Source organism: Shewanella sp. SR44-4, assembly GCF_014163715.1.
Lineage (GTDB): Bacteria > Pseudomonadota > Gammaproteobacteria > Enterobacterales > Shewanellaceae > Shewanella.
Genome location: NZ_JACJDU010000001.1, coordinates 111,181 through 131,010 on the forward strand (window position 1 = coordinate 111,181; position 19,830 = coordinate 131,010).

Genomic DNA, 19,830 nt, shown 5'->3' on the forward strand with positions numbered 1-19,830 from the left:
AGCAGAGTCGACTTATATATTAATGCGACTAGGCAACTTCATAGAAATTAGGTTCGTACTCAAGCTGTGTTTGAATTATTTGACTAGCCATGCGGGCACATTTGCCGCATTGGTCTGCAACGCCAAGACGTTTCTTTACATCAGCTAACGAACTGTCACCTAAGCTAACAGCTGCTTTGATTTGAGTGTCGGTAATCGCATGACAAAGACAAACGAACATAGGGAAAGCCTCTTCATTCAAAAAAATGGTCTGAGCTAGAAAGTAATCTAATTCTAAATGAAAACAGTTATCATTGGCAATAACTATTTTGCTTATGTAGCGATCATTTTTAATACAGTTTGATCTGGCTCACCTTTTTCCGATAAACCAGCACCGCGATATTAGTCCCGGCATAAACCAGTTGTTAATTAACGTATTGATATAAATGAATTTAGTTCGATGAGTGAAGAGAACTGTGAAAGTGGTTAATGTTAGATGCTAGCTGGATTAGATTAAGTACATGCTTGATGTTATACACCAAAGTGATCAAAATCTCCGCAAGCCTTCCCTGTTAATCCTAAATTGATTGCAGCTTTAGTAACCTTGTTTAACGTCGACCACATATTGTAATGGTTTAGATTGTTGCCATAGTTGATAGTTGTGGCTGAAAATTTGTGTTACTTGTTCAGGGAAGCTTGGTGCAGCGATATGCGGTGTGATAGTGACGTTATGGTAATGCCATAGTGGATGATCAGCAGGTAAGGGCTCTTGTTCGAATACATCTAATATGGCTTGACGTTGTGGTTGTAAGGTTAATTCAGCTTGTAACGCATCTAATTCAATGGCGTTACCTCGGCCAATATTAAATAACATGGCATCTGCTTTTAATAACGACAGATTAGCCGCATTTAATATGTGCTTGGTTTGAGGTGTATTGGGCAATACGCTAACAATCACATCTGCTAGCGGTAAATAGTCGGCTAATTTATCAATGGTGTCGATGTTATCAAAGCCACTAACAGGAGCACCTTTTCGATTAAGCCCGCTGACAGTCATACCAAAATGATGGGCTGTTTTTGCAAGGTGCTGTGCGATAGAGCCGGTGCCTAATATTAATAGTTTGACTCCTTGCAAAGTACCATAACTACCCGGTAACCAACGCTGCTGTTGTTGCTGTTGAGTGTACGCATTATGGTGGCGATAATGGCTTAGCAGGTAACCAAAAACATATTCACTCATAAGCGGGCCAAATACACCGCGAATGTTGGTGAGTAAATAATCATGTGGTAACGATGGATGCATTAATGCATCGATACCGGCAAAGGTAGATTGTAACCATTTTGGTGCTGTTGCATGCGGCAATAATGAAGCCGCTAGATGAGGTTCTGCTAACCAAATATCGGCATCGTTAATATTGCCGCCGGTGTAATTGCCAGAATCATCAACCATCAGATCGTCAACAATTTCGAGGTTCGGCAGGCAAAGTTTTGTTAATAGTTGCCTATATTGATCGTTTTCTCTGGTGAGTAATAACAGTTTATGTGCCACATTAACCTCATTGTCGAACGTTGGATAACTAGATTATTCAAACCAAGCGCTATAATCGGTTGTTATCGGCATCATTGCAGCAGCGATGGCTTTATCTGGGTAATTACTGAATATACCGTCCACGCCCATCGCTTTTAACGCTTGAATATCTTGTGGGTTATCAACCGTATAAACAAACACTTTGCCGCCTCGCTGGTGGGCATCATCAACAATGGCTTGATTAATAAAACCAACATCAAGGTTAATTGAATAGGCATTAAGTGTGGTCATTATTGTAGCTAGATCGAGCGGAATGCCTGCTAATAATGGTGCGATCACCGCGTGCGGAAAAGACTGTTTTATCTGCGCCAAATAAGGATGGTTAAAGGATGATATTAACAGTTGTTCTGGGGTGAAACTAAGTTGCTCTAAGGCTTGAGGATATAAGGCAATAAACGGTTGTACGCAGCCAATGCCTTTTAATTCGATGTTAATAGTACACGAGCCTTTGCTGCTAACACTGACTCGTTCGAGTACTTGCCACAATGTGGGGATTGCTTGTCCGCCAACCGTAAATTGAGCCAATGCTGCCTTGGTGGTTAAATGGATTAGCCCTGTTCCGGTTGATTTACCTTCTAAGCGGCGATCATGAAACACCACTAATTCACCTTCAACGCAATGCACATCCAGTTCAATGGCATTAACACCCAAGTCGAGCGCTTTGTCCATTGCGGCTAAGGTGTTTTCAGGAGCATAACCGCTGGCGCCGCGGTGAGCAAAAACGAGCATAGGTGTCCTTAATCAATACTTAGCTTAGCCCTTGTATAATCCTGTGGATTCTTTAGGCGCATGATTAATATGAACTTCCATCTGAGGGTAGGCAAGTTCAACATTATTGTCTTTCAATTTTTTACTAATACGCTTATGTAAATTATGGCGCAGCGGCCAACGATCAGACATGTCTTTAGCATACGAACGTACTTCATAATCTTGTGTGTGTTGACCAAAACCAGCAAACCAAACTTCGGGTTCTGGGCTGGTTAATGATAAATCACATTCGCGCACCGCTTGATGCAATAGCATTTCTACTTTGGTTGGATCTGAATCACGAGATACAGATACCGTGACGATAACGCGGGTAATTGGATCTGATAAAGACCAGTTGACCAATTGCTCGGTGATAAAGGCTTTGTTAGGCACGATAATTTCTTTACGGTCCCAATCGACAATTGTGGTTGCTCGAATCTGGATTTTACTGACAGTACCAGTGAGATCTCTAATGGTGACGGTATCGCCAATACGGATCGGTTTTTCAAATAGAATGATAATACCGGAAATAAAGTTGGCAAAAATTTCCTGGAGGCCAAAACCTAAGCCCACTGATAATGCGGCAACTAACCACTGTAATTTTGACCATTCCATGCCCAAGGTTGAAAAACCGAACAACGTGCCAAAAAATACCACAAGGTAGCTACTTACCGTGGTAATCGCAAAACCTGTGCCTGGTGATAAATCGAGTCTTTGTAAGAGCATTAATTCAAGTAAACCGGGTAGATTCTTTGCAATAACGACTGAGAACCCGACTAACATGATGCCAAATAAAATCGACTTTAATGTAATGGGCACTTGTTGCTCAATACCATTTACATTGCTATTGGTGGTCCATAAGGTAATGCCATCTAAAAATGAGAATACCGCGGTATGCGTTTGCGCCAAAATGCCTAATAAGCTGGCAAAAAAAGCTAAGATTAGGATCGATCTTACTAAGCCTAACGATTGGCTAGAGATGGTTTCTAAATCAACGACGGGTTCTTCGTAGGTTTCTATCGGCTCATTATTCATTTCGCCTCTTTCACGCTGTGCAAGACGCTCTGCACGTTTAGCTTTGGCACGGTCAAAGGCTATTAAGCGACGCTCGATTAACATCCAACGTTTAATGAGCTGATAGGTAAGTAAGAAACCTAAGCCTAACAGTACCGATATTTGTAGCTGTAATAGCAGCTGGAAAGCCGTGAAGTAGTAACCTATTCCCGCTAAGATAGCGCTAAAAATTGGCGTGACAACTAGAAGTGCCCATACCGCTTTTTGAATCAACTCCATGTTAGTGGCGTTAGGCTTATTTTTACGATATTGGCCAATAAGTAACATGATATCTTTATACAACAGGCATAACACAATACAGAAAACGATAAATGCCCCGCGGCCAAGGCTGTTGCGTACTAATGAAGTATCTAGTGCTTCGGTGAAACCCATTAAGCCGATTAATGGTGCCGATACCATGACAAATGAAGCCATGGTTTGTTGTGCTTGTTTAACAATTTTTTTGGGCCGTCTGAAGTGGCTAATCAAAATGCCTTTATCAACGGTTAATAAGTAAAAGAATTGATAAATGAGATAACAGACACCAATGGCTAAGATGCCCACTCCGACGGCATACACCATGTTTTGCTCTGATCGCGAGAATATAAACCCAGCCATGATCACCGGTAAGGGTTTTATTAGGGCATACACTAAGCTGATGATTAAGGTTTTGATGGTGTATTTAAATTTATCTTGAGTCACATTACCGACAAAGATGGCATAGCGCCCAATCGCTTTATTGAACTTAGGTGTCAGCATGTCTTGTGCCATTAAACAGCACAATAATAAAATTCCCCACCAAGCCCAATAATTACTTTGTTCGGACCACGCTTGTTGTAATGACTGCCACTGACTCGGTTGCAGCAACCAAACGCTACTGTGGCTTAAATCAATTAGCCATAACGCGCCAATGCTAGGGGCGTTAGGTACCCAAAACAAATGCTCATTAAGAGTGTTTTTTAATGTGTTATGCAGTTGATTTAACTGTTCATACCCAATGCGCAATTTTGCAAATTCAGCTAAATATCGATCATAGCTTTGCAGTAGCTGCTCTATCAATACTTGCTGTGATTGCAATAATTTGATTTGGGTTTCATTAAACATTTCGCTGTCATCGAGTTGCTGACTATTTAACGCTTGTTGTTGTTCTAATTGGTAGCGCTCTAGCCGTGTGTCAGCTAATTCAGTTTGCAATTTGTCGAGATTGGGCGGTTTCGGCAATGATTGCAGCATTTGTAAAAAACGATCGCCAAATGCAGAATTAGTTTTAACCCAGGTAATTTGCTCAAGCACGTTTGATAGCTGTGCATTTTGCGATTGATAGCGTTTTTCAATGCGTTGCTGTTTCTCTATCGCAGATTTTATATTGCTAGTAAGTTTTTGTAATTGTTCTGCATAATGTTGATTCAATTTGCTTAAATCTTGAGACAATGGGTCGGCTAGCTCTTGGGCATCAATTAAGTTGTTGGCTATGGTGTCTGCGGTTTGCTGCTGACGATACTCAATATTATGTTTGTTGATAAGCTCGATAAAGGTTTCTTGTTGGCTTAACGATAAGCGATTGAGCTGTTGTTGTAGTTGGGTGATCTCTAATTGCTTAGGGTTAGCTAAACGTTCCGATTCTAAGGTCGCAATATGCTGCGTTAGCAGTTCTGCTTGAAGTTTGTTACGTTGACCTAACGGAGTTTCAATCGGGACTTGGAGGGTTTTATTATGTTGAGTTAAGGCATTTTGTGCCTGAACGATTAAGTCTGGTAATAATGTCTGACGTTGTGAAATTAGGCGCAACTTATCATTAAGGCTCGACTCAGTCTCTTTTAATTCCGATAAGTGAAAGTAGGCCATTGAAGCTTGCTGATCAAGGTCTATATCCGCATCTAGACTCAATGCTATTTGCGCTTCACGTAGCTGCCCTGTAAGTGATAGTTTGGTTTCGTTGTTAGATTGTTCAATATTGGTATAGGTTTGTTGTTCTATTTGCAGCTTTTCAATGCTGCTTTGCAGTTCTGCAATTTGAGATGTGATATCAAGCGGCTGATTTTCGGCTTGGCTATTGAGCCCCAAACGCTTATCTAGGGTTAGGGGAGTATTGGCGAATACAGAAACCGACAGTGTATTAACTATAAGGAAACACAGGAATAAACACGCTAAACGTAACATAATACTTTGCTCAGGTTGGAGTAAGGCCATGGTAGCAAATTTGCGTGATTATGCTCTACTTTTTTGATGACTTTGTTGGGTTTCAAATAAAGCCGTTGCCACAATAATGGTTCCGCCGATAAGGGTTGGTGTTGTGAGTTGTTCGTCTAAAACCAATAATGCGAGCACTGCACCATAAAACGGTTGTAAACACGACACTAACCCCACTGTTTTAGCGCTTAAAAAACGCAGTGCTGTAGTAAATAACGCATGAGGTAAGGCGGTGAACACTATGCCAAGTAACAGAATCAATCCCCAAGTGGTTTGGCTAATGTGCTGTGCAGCGACATCTTGCCAAGGACTCAATAGAATTAACGTTATCAGTGTTTGATAAAACATAGCATGCGGACCGCTATATTGCGAAAATACACGTTTATGAAGCAAATTTCTGCAGGTAAATAAAGCTGCTGAAATAACGCCAACGATAATGCCTATGGTGGTGTCGTTATTCAGATTTGCCTCAGGGATCAGCATTATTACGCCTGCTAATACCGCGATACCGGATATTACATCGACAAGTTTGAGCTGCGTTTTATTGATTAATGGTTCGATTAATACCGTCATGACGGGATAAGTAAAAAATGCAATCATGCCAATGGCGACAGATGACAACTGCATAGCTGCAAAATAGGTTACCCAATGCAGACACACTAAAGTGCCTAGCGCTAAGGCCGCCCAATAATCTTGTTGGCGTTGTAATCTAAGTGGGCGTTTGGTCGTTTTAATCATTGCAGCGAGTACTATTGCGGCGATGATACAGCGCAAAAAGGTAATGTTAAGTGCGCTAAGGGGAATGAGTTTAGAAAATAAAGCCGTACCACCAAAGAGCAGTACGGCTATATGTAACTCAACTAAGCCAGAGTGTGGTTTAGTTGTTGTCATGTTGGTTACTGCTGTGTGAGTTTAGCGAACGGCTGACCCATACGAGTTGTTGCACCTGGTTCAACACCATCTGCAAATGTTTCAATAGCATCTTGGGCAAATAACATCACCACAGTACTGCCTAGTTTAAAGCGGCCCATTTCAGCGCCTTTTTCTAAGGTGACCGCTTCTGGACCCGTGGTTGGATAGTCCCAGCTAAATACTTGCTTACCGCCTGGCGGTGTTACCGTGCCAGACCATATGGTTTCAATACTGGCAACAATGGTTGCACCAACTAGTACCATTGCTAGTGGACCTACTTCGGTTTCAAATATAGCTACAACACGTTCATTACGGGCAAACAGTCCTGGCACGTTTTGAGCGGTAAGTGGATTAACCGAGAATAAATCACCTGGCACGTAAGTCATTTTTGATAATGTACCTGTAATAGGCATATGCAGGCGATGGTAATCTTTTGGGGCCAAATAAATGGTGGCAAAATCCCCACCATCAAAGCGTGCAGCATCGGCCTTATTGCCACCTAACAATGCTTCAGAGGTATAAGTGTGGCCTTTAGCCTGGAAAATATTGCCCGCTTCAATCGGTCCACATTGGCTTACCGCACCGTCAACAGGGTGCGCCATCATATTACTTTCTGTGCAGATAGGTCTGAGTTCAGGCTTTAATGCACGGGTAAAAAATGCATTAAACGTTTTATAGGCTTCGGGCTCAGGTTGCTGTGCTTCAGACATATCAATTTTGTATTGTTTGATAAACCATTTAATTCCTGCCGTGGTGATAGCGCCTGCTTCCGCAGCAGCAAACTTACCCACTAAACGCGACAGAAAATGTTTTGGTAGCATGTATTGCAAAGCAATTTTAATTGAGTCCAATGTATTTTCCTTTTCTCTAATCTGGTTGAACCATAAAATATTATTCTATTGAGTATTATTCATCAATAGCACGAAAATGTCGTGCATGACGTTGCTCGTCTAAACTGGCAATAATACGTTGGTAATTACTAAAGCGGTCTTGAGTTATCTTTCCATCAGCTAAAGCCTGCTGTAAAGCACAACCTGGGTCGTCGCCATGTTTACAATCGCGGAACTTACACGATCCTAAAAAGTCTCTAAACTCAACAAAACACCAGCCCACTCTGATGGCATCCAAATGCCACAAGGCAAATTCGCGAACACCAGGTGAGTCGATTAAATCACCGCCGCTGACAAAGTGCAGTAATTTGGCTGTGGTTGTAGTGTGCTGTCCTAAACCTGAGTTGCCAGAGACATCTCCGATCAACAATTCAGCATCAGGCATTAATGCATTGATTAAAGAAGACTTGCCAACACCAGACTGACCAGCAAAAACACTGACGCTGTTATTGAGTAATTCTTTAAGGTCTTCAACGCCTTCACCGGTGTGACTACTGACGCGGAAAACCTGATAACCAATATTTTGGTAACGCGTTAATGCCGTTTCTATTTCATCACGATTAGTGTCATCCAATAAATCAATTTTATTGAGAATGATGATCGGTGTGATATCTGTATCTTCTGAAGCCACTAAGTATCGGTCAATAATTTGAGTGGTAAAGCTGGGCAATACCGATGACACAATTAAGATTTGATCGATGTTGGCGGCAATAATTTTTACGCCGTCGTATAAATCTGGTCGAGTTAAAGAAGATTTTCGAGGGTGAACGGCGATAACAATGCCACCGATACTGGAGCCAGATTGGACTTCTGTCGCTAATCGGACCACCACTTTATCACCAGTAACTAAACTGGTTACTGCGCGGCGAATATTACACCGCGATACAGTACCGTCAGCCGTTTCGATGTCGGCATGCTGACCAAAGCGCGAAATAACCACTCCAGCTTGCTCAGGGCCTAAGAGATTATCCTGTAACTCAGCTTGTTGAGTGTCATCGTCACCGCGCTTTAATCGCTTGGTTTGATTCGCTCGCATTCGGCGTAATTGGCCTTGGCTTAGGGGTTTCTTTTTACTCACTGGCTTATCTTCATTAAATAGGTGTTTTTTTGTGTGTCAAAAAAACAGTATGATACACACTCTTTTATAAAAATGCCTGAATTTAGGCGACAGATAACATAAGGCGGCATAAATGGCTGTTGATGCGAATAATCTAATTTGGGTTGATTTGGAAATGACAGGCTTAGAACCAGATGTCGATCGAGTCATTGAAATTGCAACCTTAGTGACCGACCAAGAACTCAATATCATTGCTCAAGGCCCTGTTCTAGCCATTTATCAGACCGATGAAGTACTAGCAGGCATGGATGATTGGAACCAAAAACATCACGGAGAGTCTGGATTAGTTGACCGTGTGCGTGCCAGTAAATGTTCTGAACAAGATGCGATAGCACAAACGATTGATTTTTTAGCTCAGTACGTGCCTAAAGGCGCATCGCCAATGTGCGGTAATAGTATTGGTCAAGATCGTCGCTTCTTGAATAAGTACATGTTGGAACTTGAAGAGTTCTTTCATTATCGCAACATTGATGTCAGCACAGTTAAAGAATTGGTTCGTCGTTGGAGTCCTGAAACAATGAATGGCTTCAGCAAGAAAAATACTCACCAAGCATTAGAAGATATCAAGGAATCTATTGCTGAAATGCAGTTTTATCGCAAAGAAGTATTTAAAATTTAACCAATCGAACAATTTTTTTTAAAAAGGGGGTTGCAGCATAGTAAAATTTACCTATAATGCGGCCTCAACTTTCTACAGAGCGCCAAACTCTGAGTCATAGAAAGTTGTAATGAAATTTGAAAGTATGCGACGTTAGCTCAGTTGACATAGGTTGAAAGACGATACCTTGTTGATTGTTACAATGAAGCAACCAGTACGCGACATTAGCTCAGTTGGCATAGGTTGAAAGACGATACCTTGTTGATTGTTACAATGAAGCAAATAGTACGCGACATTAGCTCAGTTGGTAGAGCGATACCTTGCCAAGGTATAGGTCATCAGTTCGAACCTGATATGTCGCTCCAAATTTCTGTATGATTTTAAAAGAAAGTGAAATATGTGCGACATTAGCTCAGTTGGTAGAGCGATACCTTGCCAAGGTATAGGTCATCAGTTCGAACCTGATATGTCGCTCCAATTTTCTACATGATTTTGTAATGCGACATTAGCTCAGTTGGCATAGGTTGAAAGACGATACCTTGTTGATTGTTACAATGAAGCAAACAGTACGCGACATTAGCTCAGTTGGTAGAGCGATACCTTGCCAAGGTATAGGTCATCAGTTCGAACCTGATATGTCGCTCCAAATCACTTCCCTAGTTTAAAATACAACATTAGCTCAGTTGCGCTTTTAGAAAATGCGATACCTTTTTGTTTGCCAAGCTAGACGTCATAAAGCGGTCATCAGTTCGAACCCCTCTTTATTTATAAAGAAACGTCGCTCCAAATCACTTCCTTCTTAATCCTATTTGCTCCAAATCTTCTTTGTTCTAAATCTTACGAATAACTACAGCGACATTAGCTCAGTTGCGCTTTTAGACTATGCGCTACCTTTTGATTGCCAAGCTAGACGTCATAAAGCGATCATCCGTTCGAACCATTATTGAGAAACGTATAGCTCGATCTACATTTTTTAATAGCCATCAATCCGAGTCTAATTCAGTCTGAACCTTATTATTTTAATAAATTTGCATCATTTGTGTTTGAGCAAATCTTTTTGCAATCAACAAATAAGTGATCTAGTACTCACTTCTTCATGGATCTCTAAAGTAAGCGCATATTGGTGAAGTAAAACATGATCTGCTTCAAATCATTTACTGTTGTAATCTTTGATAATCAACTCAAGATAGATTTTCCTAAGAAGTTAGGGCTTTAAACGAGGTGAGTTTTATGCGGATCCAACAACTAAGTGAGCTACTTGATTACGTTGCTAATTGCCATCTCGATATGGAGAAATTATATAAGCGCTTAGATCGTAATGCAGATTCCTCTCGAGTTAAGATGATGTTGACTTATTTTCAACAACACCAAAGACATATTTACGAAACGTTAGAAAGCTATATTGAAGATGCACCATCAAGAATATTAAATACTTGGTATAAAGACATTACTTTTGAAGATTTTAGCAAGCGTTGCAATGAAACGTCACTCCCTGCCAATATGAAAGAAGACGAAGTGCTTGAATTGCATTTAGACCTAGAAAACCGCTTAATCGCGTTACTAGAAAAAACAGCTATTAGTAGCCCAACTGATGAAATTAAAAGTGCATTAATGGACTTAGTCCGTGTTGCACAAACACAACAAAAACGTTTAGTTCATAGCACCATCCGTATGGATGACATTTAAACGAGGCGTTGAAAATTTAATATAACTTCCTGAAGTGTGATTTTGCCAGCTATTCCCAGTAGCTGGTTTTTTTATTAACAAAAAATAACCACTATAACAGTGGGAGTTCCCCGGTAACTTCTGGTATATTTAGCATTCTTGTATCTCTTTTTTATGGAAGCTGACTTTACACATGACATCGCTGTTTAAAACCCTTGAAAATGAACAAGCTACTGTTGCCCTTGGACAACAAATTGCACAGTGGATAAAGCCGCCACTCACTATTTATCTTACGGGGGATTTAGGGGCGGGTAAAACAACGTTTAGTCGAGGCATTATTCAAAGTTTAGGTCATCAAGGCGCGGTGAAAAGTCCGACATACACCTTGGTCGAGCCCTATGAATTTAATGATATGGATGTATTTCATTTTGACCTATATCGATTAGCTGACCCAGAAGAACTCGAGTATATGGGTATCCGTGATTATTTTACTGACAGAAGTGTGTGTCTAGTTGAATGGCCTAATAATGGTCATGGATTACTCCCTGAGGCTGACATCCATTTGCATTTGCGTTATAAAGAATCTCAAAGACAAATTGAATTACAAGGCTTATCCCCTGCTGGGCAGGCAATTATAAATAAAATAAAATAATAATGACTTTAAAAAATACGTTTTTTACCTCTGTAGTATTCATGCTGTTGTTTTTGCAGTCTAATGTGGTTTGGGCTGCCAACCAACTTGATAGCGTGCGCATTTGGGCTGCCCCAGAATCGACGCGAGTGGTGTTCGATTTAACTCAATCACCTAATTATGACAGCTTTACCTTAACCGGTCCTCATCGTTTAGTGGTCGACATTCAAGATACTGGCGCCAAGATTAATTTAGATAAAATAGCTAACAATAGTAAAATTATCAAAAAGATACGCTTTAGTTCTCCACCTAAAAAAGGTGTATTGCGTCTGGTTATGGATTTAACTAAACCGGTAAAGTCCAGTCTATTTACATTGCCTCCAACCGCTCCTTATGGCAACCGCCTTGTGGTCGATTTAGAAGATTCTAACGGCGAGTCGCCAACGGTGAATACGGTCAGTCGTTCTGCTAATCAGTCATCTAGAGATATTGTGATCGCCATTGATGCTGGACACGGTGGTGAAGATCCTGGTTCAATTGGCCCCTCTGGGACTTACGAAAAGCGTGTGGTGATGGAAATTGCAACGCGTTTAGCCAGCAAAATTAATCAAACAGCAGGAATGCGTGCTGTGATGACGAGACGTGGTGATTATTATATTCATCCAAATAAACGCTCTGAGCTGGCGCGTAATATTAAAGCAGATTTATTGATTTCAATTCATGCAGATGCATTTACTTCTCCTCAGCCTCAGGGCGCATCGGTTTGGGTATTATCTATGCGCCGTGCAAATACTGAAATTGGTCGTTGGCTTGAGCAAAAAGAGAAGCACTCTGAGTTATTAGGGGGTGCTGGAGAAATTATTCAAAACTCTGATAGCGAACAATATTTAGCCATGACCCTTTTAGATATGTCGATGAATAGTTCTATGGCGATAAGTAATTCTATTGCTGGCGATGTATTAAAAGATCTCAACAGTGTCACCAAATTACATAAGCATAAACCAGAAGCTGCGAGTTTGGCGGTACTTAAATCGCCGGATATACCTTCAATTCTGGTGGAAACAGGTTTTATTTCTAATCCACAAGAAGAGCGTTTACTAAGAAACCCAGCGCATCAAGAAAAGATAGCCCGCGCCATCCATTCGGGAGTGCAACGTTATTTTGCTAGTAATGCGCCCAGTGATACTTTGATTGCTAAAACACGCTCTGACAGCTCGCAAACACAAAAGCATAAAGTACAACGTGGTGAGTCATTGTCTGTTATCGCTCAGCGATACCGCGTTTCTATTTCACGTTTAAAGCAGGCTAATAACTTGAAGTCAGACGTGGTTCGTGTTGGTCAACATCTTGTGATCCCAAGGGCTTAATATGGCTATTCAGCTGCTACCACCTCAACTTGCAAACCAAATCGCAGCCGGTGAAGTAGTGGAACGTCCGGCTTCGGTGGTCAAAGAACTGGTTGAAAACAGCCTTGATGCTGGTGCGACTAGAGTTGATATTGATATCGACAAAGGCGGCAGCAAGCTTATTCGTATTCGCGATAATGGTGCGGGTATTCCTAAAGATGAGTTGGCATTGGCGTTATCGCGTCACGCAACCTCAAAAGTGCATACGCTCGATGACCTCGAAGCTATTTTAAGCTTTGGTTTTCGGGGCGAGGCCTTGGCCAGTATTAGTTCGGTGTCGCGATTAACATTAACGTCGAAAACTGCAGAGCAATCTGAAGCTTGGCAGGCCTATGCTGAAGGCTCGCAAATGGACGTGAAAGTGACTCCTGCTGCGCATCCTCAAGGCTCGACTATTGATGTGGTCGATTTATTTTTTAATACTCCCGCCAGACGCCGTTTTTTAAAAAGTGATAAAACTGAATTTACTCATATAGATGAGTGGTTAAAGCGCATAGCCATTGTTCGTAGCGATATTCACTTTACCCTGACACACAATGGTAAGTTAGTACGTCAGTATCGTCCTGCAAATACTGACATTCAAACTCAACAACGTTTGGCGCAAATTTGTGGTAGAGCTTTTGCTGAACAGGCATTGAGCATTGCTTGTGAACACGATGATTTATTATTAACGGGTTATCTGCAGTCGCCACAAGACACTGTTATCACCGATACCAACTTTTTTTATGTCAATGGACGCTTAATTAGAGACCGATTGGTTAACCATGCCGTAAAACAAGCATTTGCTGAATATGGTATTGAACATCAGCCGGGCTATGTGTTGATGTTATCACTTGACCCACATCAAGTAGATGTCAATGTTCATCCTGCTAAGCATGAAGTGCGGTTTCATCAATCTCGTTATGTACATGACTTTATTTTACAAGCGGTGCAATCGGCATTAGTCGAAATGCCTTTGTTACCTTTATCTGATGAATTAGAACATCATGATACTGTTGTAACAATGCACACCGAATCAAACATGATGCATGATGCGAAAGTGGCCGATACCACAGAAGACATTTTTACACTTAATCATGGTTCGAGTAAGGCGATTAACAGCGTTAGTCAATTTGGTTCGATGCATGTACCTGGTAAGACAAATGGCTCATCTGGTGGCTATTCAGCTGCAATTAAGCCTAGTTATGGTACAAAGCCTTCTGGTGCATCTTCATCTGCCCAGACGAAAACCGCTATAGCTAATTATGGGCAGTTGTTGCATACCCCGATGAATAGCGCGGTATCCTATGTTAACGAGGCTGTACATCAAGTTGCCATGCCGCCGTTATTAGCGGGTGAGCATTGGGTTATCTGTAAAGATGATAGGCTGTCATTACTGTCGATAAAAACCGTGTTATTGGCAGTAAGAAAGAAAGACATAGCAACCAAATTAGCTAACGGTTTAGTGTCGCAACCTTTATTAATGCCTGTGTCTTTAGCCGCAGATTTGGACTGGATAGAAACCTTAGCCGCTCGTGATCAATTACTGCGTCAAATGGGTATTGAATTAACAATTCGCTTCCAACAGTTGATTATTAAAAAAGTGCCCCCATATTTGAGGGAATGCCAACTTGCTATTGTGATCCCAGAGTTACTGCAATGGATACAATTAGAGCAACCTACAGAAAGCGCTATCGTAGGTTGGTTGGCACAACAAAGTTTATCGCAATTTGAGCCAGCTCAAGCTTTATGGCTGCAATTTTGTTCACTTGACGATGAAACGCAACAAACTTGTTATGACCAAGAGCGCATAATGCCTTGGCAAAATTGGATGAAAGATAATTAACGTGAATAGTGTCGATAAGCCGAAAGTGATTTTTTTAATGGGGCCTACCGCCTCAGGCAAAACGGCATTAGCCATTGATATGGCAACTCAATATAATTGTGAAATTATCTCAGTAGATTCTGCGTTGATCTATCGTGATATGAATATAGGGTCTGCTAAACCCAGTGCTGAAGAGCTGGAAATGGCTCCGCATAAATTAATTGATATTCTTGACCCTAGCGAAAGTTATTCCGCGGCAGATTTTCGCCGTGATGCATTATTGGCTATCGAAGACATTATTAGCCGTGGTAAGACCCCTTTACTCGTGGGTGGCACCATGATGTACTTTAAGGCATTGTTAGAAGGCTTATCACCTTTACCCAGTGCTGATGAAGCTATTAGGCAACAAATATTAGCGCAAGCGCAAACCGAGGGTTGGGATGCGCTGCATCAAGAATTGTGTAATATTGACCCTGTTGCTGGAGAAAGAATTCATCCTAACGATCCACAACGATTGTCGCGGGCTTTAGAGGTTTATCGGATCAGTGGCAAAACAATGACTGAATTGACACAAACTAAGTCAGCCGCTTTGCCGTATGATGTAGTGCAATTTGCTATTGCACCAAGCGATCGAAAAGTATTACATGAGTTAATCGCAAAGCGTTTTAATATCATGTTAGAGCAAGGTTTTATCGAAGAAGTTGCGCGTTTGAAAGCGCGTGATGATTTGCATTTAGAGCTACCATCTATGCGTTGCGTTGGTTACAGACAGTGCTGGCAGTACCTAGATAATGAATTTGATCATGCGACAATGGTCGAAAAAGCTACCGCAGCCACTAGGCAATTGGCTAAACGTCAATTAACATGGTTGAGGAGCTGGCCAGATTTACAGTGGCTTGAAAGTGGTGTAGAAGGGAATTTAGTTACGCTTATGCGACAAAGCCGCTAGCTTATTAGCTGTTGCTGTATAATACTAAAACTAAACAATAAAACTTAATTCAACATATTTTAAAATAAAAAAGGAAATTGAAAATGGCTAAGGGGCAATCTTTACAAGACCCATTTTTGAACGCATTGCGTCGAGAGCGTGTACCAGTCTCTATCTATTTAGTGAATGGTATTAAATTACAAGGCCAAGTTGAGTCATTCGATCAATTTGTTATCTTGTTGAAAAATACTGTAAGCCAAATGGTTTACAAACACGCTATTTCAACAGTCGTACCAGCACGCCCATTTAATGTTTCTGCTCACCAGGGTACTGCCCATGGTGAAGAAAGCGATGCTGAATAATTTGAAAAGGAATATAATTTTTGTTTGATCGTTATGAAGCGGGTGAAACAGCTGTATTGGTTCATATAGACTTTTCAGACGAAGAGCGTCGAGAAGATCTAATTGAATTACAGTTGTTAGTTGAATCTGCTGGTGCTCGCTCTGTTGGAGTGATTACTGGCAGCAGACGCTCGCCGGACCGAAAGTTTTTTATTGGTTCCGGTAAAGCAGAAGAACTTGCTGCTATGGTCGCTGCTACTGAAGCCAATGTAGTGATTTTTAATCATGCATTGAGTCCAGCTCAAGAGCGTAATCTTGAAGTGGTGTGTCAGTGTCGAGTCTTAGATCGAACTACGTTGATCCTTGATATTTTTGCTCAACGAGCGAGAACTCATGAAGGTAAGATGCAAGTGGAGCTAGCGCAATTGCGCCACATGTCGACACGCCTAATTCGTGGTTGGACTCATTTAGAGCGACAAAAAGGTGGTATCGGGATGCGAGGGCCGGGTGAGACCCAGCTCGAAACAGACCGACGTTTATTACGAGGCCGGATTAAGAATATTAATCGACGCCTCGATAAAGTAGATAAACAACGTGAGCAAAGCCGACGAGCTCGTAAGCGCAGTGATTTAGCGACTGTGTCTTTAGTAGGCTATACAAATGCGGGTAAATCGACATTATTTAATGCGCTAACGTCATCGGATGTTTATGCAGCCGATCAGTTATTCGCAACATTAGATCCGACACTGCGTAAATTATCGTTACCTGATGGTGCGGTGATTTTAGCGGATACTGTTGGGTTTATTCGTCATTTACCTCATGATCTCGTCGCAGCATTTAAAGCCACATTACAAGAAACTCGACAAGCTGAAATTCTTTTACATGTCGTTGATTGTGCTGATGACAATATGACTGAAAATTTTGACCAAGTACAAAGAGTATTGGAAGAAATTGATGCAGATGAAATCACTCAATTGATTGTATGCAATAAGATAGATTTACTTGAAGATTTCGCGCCTCGTATCGATTACGATGAAGATGGTAAACCTGAGAGGGTTTGGGTCTCTGCGCAAAAACGCATTGGATTTGATTTGCTGCTGAAAGCGATAACCGAATTAATCGGTGAAGTGATTTGCGAGCTTACATTGAAAATACCTGCATCAGCAGGACATTATCTTGGCCAGTTTTATCGACTGGATGCAATACAGCAGAAAGAGTATGACAATCTGGGGAACTGTATTTTATCTGTTCGTTTATCGGACGCCAATTGGCGCCGATTAGCTAAACAGAGTCAAGGGGAATTAGAGGCATTTATTTTTGAACCTTCAGAAGTAGACGCCACTTGTTAATCTCATTTATTTCATCCAATTATGGAGTGCTAAATGGCTTGGAATGAGCCCGGTAACAAGGGGAACAAAGACCCTTGGGGAAATAAAGGTGGTAACGATAAAGGGCCACCAGATCTTGACGAAGTATTTCGTAACCTATCAAAACGCTTTGGTGGCAAGGGAGGCGGTAGCGCCACTGGTCAGCCATTTAATTCATCTTTACTGATTATAATAGCAGTGATTGCCTTAATTATTTGGGCATTGTCTGGCTTATACACAGTTAAAGAAGCTGAGCGTGGAGTGTTACTCCGTTTTGGTCAGCACATCGGTGAAGTGAGTTCCGGTTTACATTGGAAAGCCACTTTTATTGACGATGTGACAATGGTTGATGTGGAAACGTTCCGTTCGATTCCAGCGTCTGGCAGAATGCTGACATCTGATGAAAATATCGTGAATGTTGAACTTGTGGTTCAATATAGCGTATCAGATGCTTATTCATACTTGTACAGTGCAGTCGATGCCAATTCGAGTTTACGTGAAGCGACTGATAGTGCGTTGCGCTATGTCATTGGTCATAATCGTATGGATGACATTTTAACCACTGGGCGTGATGCTATTCGTCGTGATACTTGGACTGAGTTAGAGCGTATTATTGAGCCGTATAAATTAGGCTTGGAAATTCGTGATGTTAACTTTTTACCCGCTCGTCCTCCAGAAGAAGTAAAAGATGCATTTGATGATGCTATCTCTGCTCAGGAAGATGAACAGCGCTTTATTCGCGAAGCTGAAGCTTATGCTCGTGAAATCGAACCCAAAGCGCGTGGTCAAGTAGAGCGTATGGCACAACAAGCTAGTGCTTATAAAGAGCGTGAAGTTCTTGAAGCTAGAGGTAAAGTCGCTCGATTTGAGAAGTTATTACCTGAGTATAAAGCTGCTCCAGGTGTAACCCGAAATCGTTTATACATAGATGCGATGCAATCTGTGTTGGCTGATACAAATAAAGTCCTTATCGACACTAAGAGTAGCGGTAATCTGATGTATTTACCTTTGGATAAGCTGATGGATTCTTCTAAGAGTCTGCGCAATCAAGTAGAACCTGAGGTAGAACGTCACATCAATTCTGTTTCTAGTAGTGGTGTAGACACACCTATTACTAGCATGCCAACAGATGGTCGTCTCAGCCGCGAAGATCGTAATCGCCAAGGGAGGAACTAACAATGGGTAGATTAGCTCTGATCATTCTAGTGATCATTTTAGGGGTGAGTTTTTCCTCTTTGATGGTGGTAAGCGAAGGTGAACGCGCGATTGTTGCACGTTTCGGTAAGGTGCTTAAAGATGGTGACGTAACAACCGTTTTTGCTCCTGGCCTTCATTTTAAATTACCTTTAGTCGATAAAGTTCGCTATCTGGATGCTCGTATCCAAACATTGGACGGCGCAGCAGATCGTTTTGTTACTTCTGAAAAGAAAGACTTAATGGTCGACTCTTATGTTAAGTGGCGTATTCGTGATTTTGAAAAGTACTATCTTTCTACCAATGGCGGTATTAAAGCCAATGCAGAAAGCTTATTACAAGCCAAAATTAGCAACGATTTACGTACTGAATTTGGTCGTCGCACAATCAAGGAAATTGTTTCAGGTAAGCGTGATGAATTGCAAACTGACGCATTAGAAAATGCTTCTGAAAGTGCACAAAATCTCGGTATTGAAGTAGTTGATGTGCGCGTAAAGCAAATTAATTTACCTGCTAATGTCAGTATTAGTATTTACCAACGTATGCGTGCTGAACGTCAAGCTGTGGCGAAAGAACACCGTGCACAAGGTAAAGAACAAGCTGAAATTATCCGTGCGACTATTGATGCCAATGTGACAGTAAAGATTGCTGAAGCTGAACGTAAAGCCCTTACTATTCGTGGTGAAGGTGATGCATTAGCGGCAAAAATTTATGCTGATACCTACAGTAAAGATGCTGAGTTTTATAGTTTTTTACGTAGCCTAGAAGCATACAAAGAAAGTTTTGCCGGTAAAAATGACATTATGGTGTTAGAACCTGAAGGTGATTTCTTCAAGTACATGAAATCATCTAGCGTTAAATAATACCCGCGTATGTTTTTTGCATTAAAAAGCTCGGTTTTTACCGAGCTTTTTTGTGCCTATTATCTAGGTCTGTTGATCTTTACTGGTAGAATTTTGTTCGAGATAAAAATGTGTTAACCGAGGCGAGTAGATTACAGCCTAGCAATCTAAGCAACTATCACGTCGAGAAGATACACTCAACAAAGAGTAAAACGTTTTTAGCCGAACCCTTGGGCAGTGTTTGTGAGTCATTTCTACTGCGTTATCAGCTTTTCATGTAAAATAACTACGCCACAAAGCCTCTGCCTTGTAGCTCTTGTTTAAGTAATGACCAAAAGTTCGCTGTAAAAATAACCTTGAAAGATCAACCGGCCCTAATGTTTTTACTATGAATTCAGTTTTCCCAAAAGCGGTCATCAATCACAACAGTAGATATTTCTGATGTCTTTTATTATTTATCATTAATAATTTATTGTTTTAAATGCATTTCTCAAGCTTTTTGTTGCTAATTAAGTGGCAACTAATTGTTATAAAATGGCTGATTTATAAGCGATTTTGAAAAAAATGTTAATATCCTC

The 19,830-nt window shown here is 41.2% G+C and carries 17 protein-coding genes and 3 tRNA genes; 13 read left to right on the plus strand and 7 right to left on the minus strand.

Going from position 1 to position 19,830, the window contains the following annotated elements; translation table 11 throughout:
• Nucleotides 1-28 precede the first annotated feature (28 nt).
• The 7 genes from H5125_RS00495 to rsgA all read right to left on the minus strand — a co-directional run bounded on the left by H5125_RS00495 (nucleotide 29) and on the right by rsgA (nucleotide 8,437).
• Complete coding sequence (locus H5125_RS00495) at nucleotides 29-220, minus strand: bacterioferritin-associated ferredoxin (protein WP_011638763.1); 192 nt, start codon at nucleotides 218-220, stop codon at nucleotides 29-31.
• A 354-nt stretch (nucleotides 221-574) separates the two neighbouring features.
• Nucleotides 575-1,528 (minus strand): D-2-hydroxyacid dehydrogenase, encoded by a 954-nt coding sequence (locus H5125_RS00500; protein ID WP_182743159.1) that lies wholly within the window; start codon nucleotides 1,526-1,528, stop codon nucleotides 575-577.
• A gap of 33 nt (nucleotides 1,529-1,561) precedes the next feature.
• Nucleotides 1,562-2,296, minus strand: coding sequence for a glycerophosphodiester phosphodiesterase (locus H5125_RS00505; protein ID WP_101085227.1), 735 nt, complete (start codon nucleotides 2,294-2,296; stop codon nucleotides 1,562-1,564).
• Nucleotides 2,297-2,320: 24 nt separating this feature from the next.
• Nucleotides 2,321-5,557 (minus strand): mechanosensitive ion channel domain-containing protein, encoded by a 3,237-nt coding sequence (locus H5125_RS00510; protein WP_101085228.1) that lies wholly within the window; start codon nucleotides 5,555-5,557, stop codon nucleotides 2,321-2,323.
• Between the two features lie 18 nt (nucleotides 5,558-5,575).
• Nucleotides 5,576-6,448 (minus strand): DMT family transporter, encoded by an 873-nt coding sequence (locus H5125_RS00515; RefSeq protein ID WP_101085229.1) that lies wholly within the window; start codon nucleotides 6,446-6,448, stop codon nucleotides 5,576-5,578.
• 5 nt (nucleotides 6,449-6,453) lie between these two features.
• Complete coding sequence (gene asd / locus H5125_RS00520) at nucleotides 6,454-7,320, minus strand: archaetidylserine decarboxylase (protein ID WP_101085230.1); 867 nt, start codon at nucleotides 7,318-7,320, stop codon at nucleotides 6,454-6,456.
• A gap of 55 nt (nucleotides 7,321-7,375) precedes the next feature.
• Nucleotides 7,376-8,437: a small ribosomal subunit biogenesis GTPase RsgA gene (rsgA, locus tag H5125_RS00525; RefSeq protein ID WP_101085231.1), complete on the minus strand. Its 1,062-nt coding sequence runs from the start codon at nucleotides 8,435-8,437 to the stop codon at nucleotides 7,376-7,378.
• A 112-nt stretch (nucleotides 8,438-8,549) separates the two neighbouring features.
• On the opposite strand from rsgA, the gene orn reads away from it, so the two are divergent.
• The 13 genes from orn to hflC all read left to right on the plus strand — a co-directional run bounded on the left by orn (nucleotide 8,550) and on the right by hflC (nucleotide 19,273).
• Nucleotides 8,550-9,095: an oligoribonuclease gene (gene orn, locus H5125_RS00530; RefSeq protein ID WP_011638756.1), complete on the plus strand. Its 546-nt coding sequence runs from the start codon at nucleotides 8,550-8,552 to the stop codon at nucleotides 9,093-9,095.
• A gap of 268 nt (nucleotides 9,096-9,363) precedes the next feature.
• Nucleotides 9,364-9,439: transfer RNA gene (locus tag H5125_RS00535), tRNA-Gly, on the plus strand.
• A gap of 36 nt (nucleotides 9,440-9,475) precedes the next feature.
• Nucleotides 9,476-9,551, plus strand: a tRNA-Gly gene (locus H5125_RS00540).
• A 93-nt stretch (nucleotides 9,552-9,644) separates the two neighbouring features.
• Nucleotides 9,645-9,720 (plus strand) — tRNA-Gly (locus tag H5125_RS00545).
• 584 nt (nucleotides 9,721-10,304) lie between these two features.
• The gene (locus tag H5125_RS00550; protein WP_101085232.1) at nucleotides 10,305-10,760 is read left to right on the plus strand and encodes a hypothetical protein; all 456 of its coding nucleotides are present in this window, start codon (nucleotides 10,305-10,307) and stop codon (nucleotides 10,758-10,760) included.
• Nucleotides 10,761-10,932: 172 nt separating this feature from the next.
• Nucleotides 10,933-11,391, plus strand: a complete 459-nt coding sequence (gene tsaE / locus H5125_RS00555) for a tRNA (adenosine(37)-N6)-threonylcarbamoyltransferase complex ATPase subunit type 1 TsaE (RefSeq protein ID WP_101085233.1) — start codon at nucleotides 10,933-10,935, stop codon at nucleotides 11,389-11,391.
• 2 nt (nucleotides 11,392-11,393) lie between these two features.
• Nucleotides 11,394-12,737 (plus strand): N-acetylmuramoyl-L-alanine amidase, encoded by a 1,344-nt coding sequence (locus tag H5125_RS00560; protein WP_101085234.1) that lies wholly within the window; start codon nucleotides 11,394-11,396, stop codon nucleotides 12,735-12,737.
• Nucleotide 12,738: 1 nt separating this feature from the next.
• A complete protein-coding gene (mutL, locus tag H5125_RS00565; protein WP_182743161.1) occupies nucleotides 12,739-14,601 on the plus strand; it encodes a DNA mismatch repair endonuclease MutL in 1,863 nt (620 codons plus the stop codon).
• 1 nt (nucleotide 14,602) lies between these two features.
• Complete coding sequence (gene miaA / locus H5125_RS00570; RefSeq protein ID WP_182743163.1) at nucleotides 14,603-15,529, plus strand: tRNA (adenosine(37)-N6)-dimethylallyltransferase MiaA; 927 nt, start codon at nucleotides 14,603-14,605, stop codon at nucleotides 15,527-15,529.
• 83 nt (nucleotides 15,530-15,612) lie between these two features.
• Nucleotides 15,613-15,870, plus strand: a complete 258-nt coding sequence (gene hfq / locus H5125_RS00575) for an RNA chaperone Hfq (RefSeq protein WP_011638750.1) — start codon at nucleotides 15,613-15,615, stop codon at nucleotides 15,868-15,870.
• 20 nt (nucleotides 15,871-15,890) lie between these two features.
• On the plus strand, nucleotides 15,891-17,198 hold the full coding sequence (gene hflX / locus H5125_RS00580) for a ribosome rescue GTPase HflX (protein WP_101085237.1): 1,308 nt from the start codon (nucleotides 15,891-15,893) through the stop codon (nucleotides 17,196-17,198).
• A gap of 33 nt (nucleotides 17,199-17,231) precedes the next feature.
• Nucleotides 17,232-18,392 carry an FtsH protease activity modulator HflK gene (gene hflK / locus H5125_RS00585; protein ID WP_162023870.1) on the plus strand — a complete coding sequence of 387 codons (1,161 nt, stop codon included), beginning with the start codon at nucleotides 17,232-17,234 and terminating at the stop codon, nucleotides 18,390-18,392.
• 2 nt (nucleotides 18,393-18,394) lie between these two features.
• Entirely contained in the window at nucleotides 18,395-19,273 is an 879-nt protein-coding gene (hflC, locus tag H5125_RS00590; protein WP_101085239.1) for a protease modulator HflC, read from the plus strand.
• Nucleotides 19,274-19,830 lie beyond the last annotated feature (557 nt).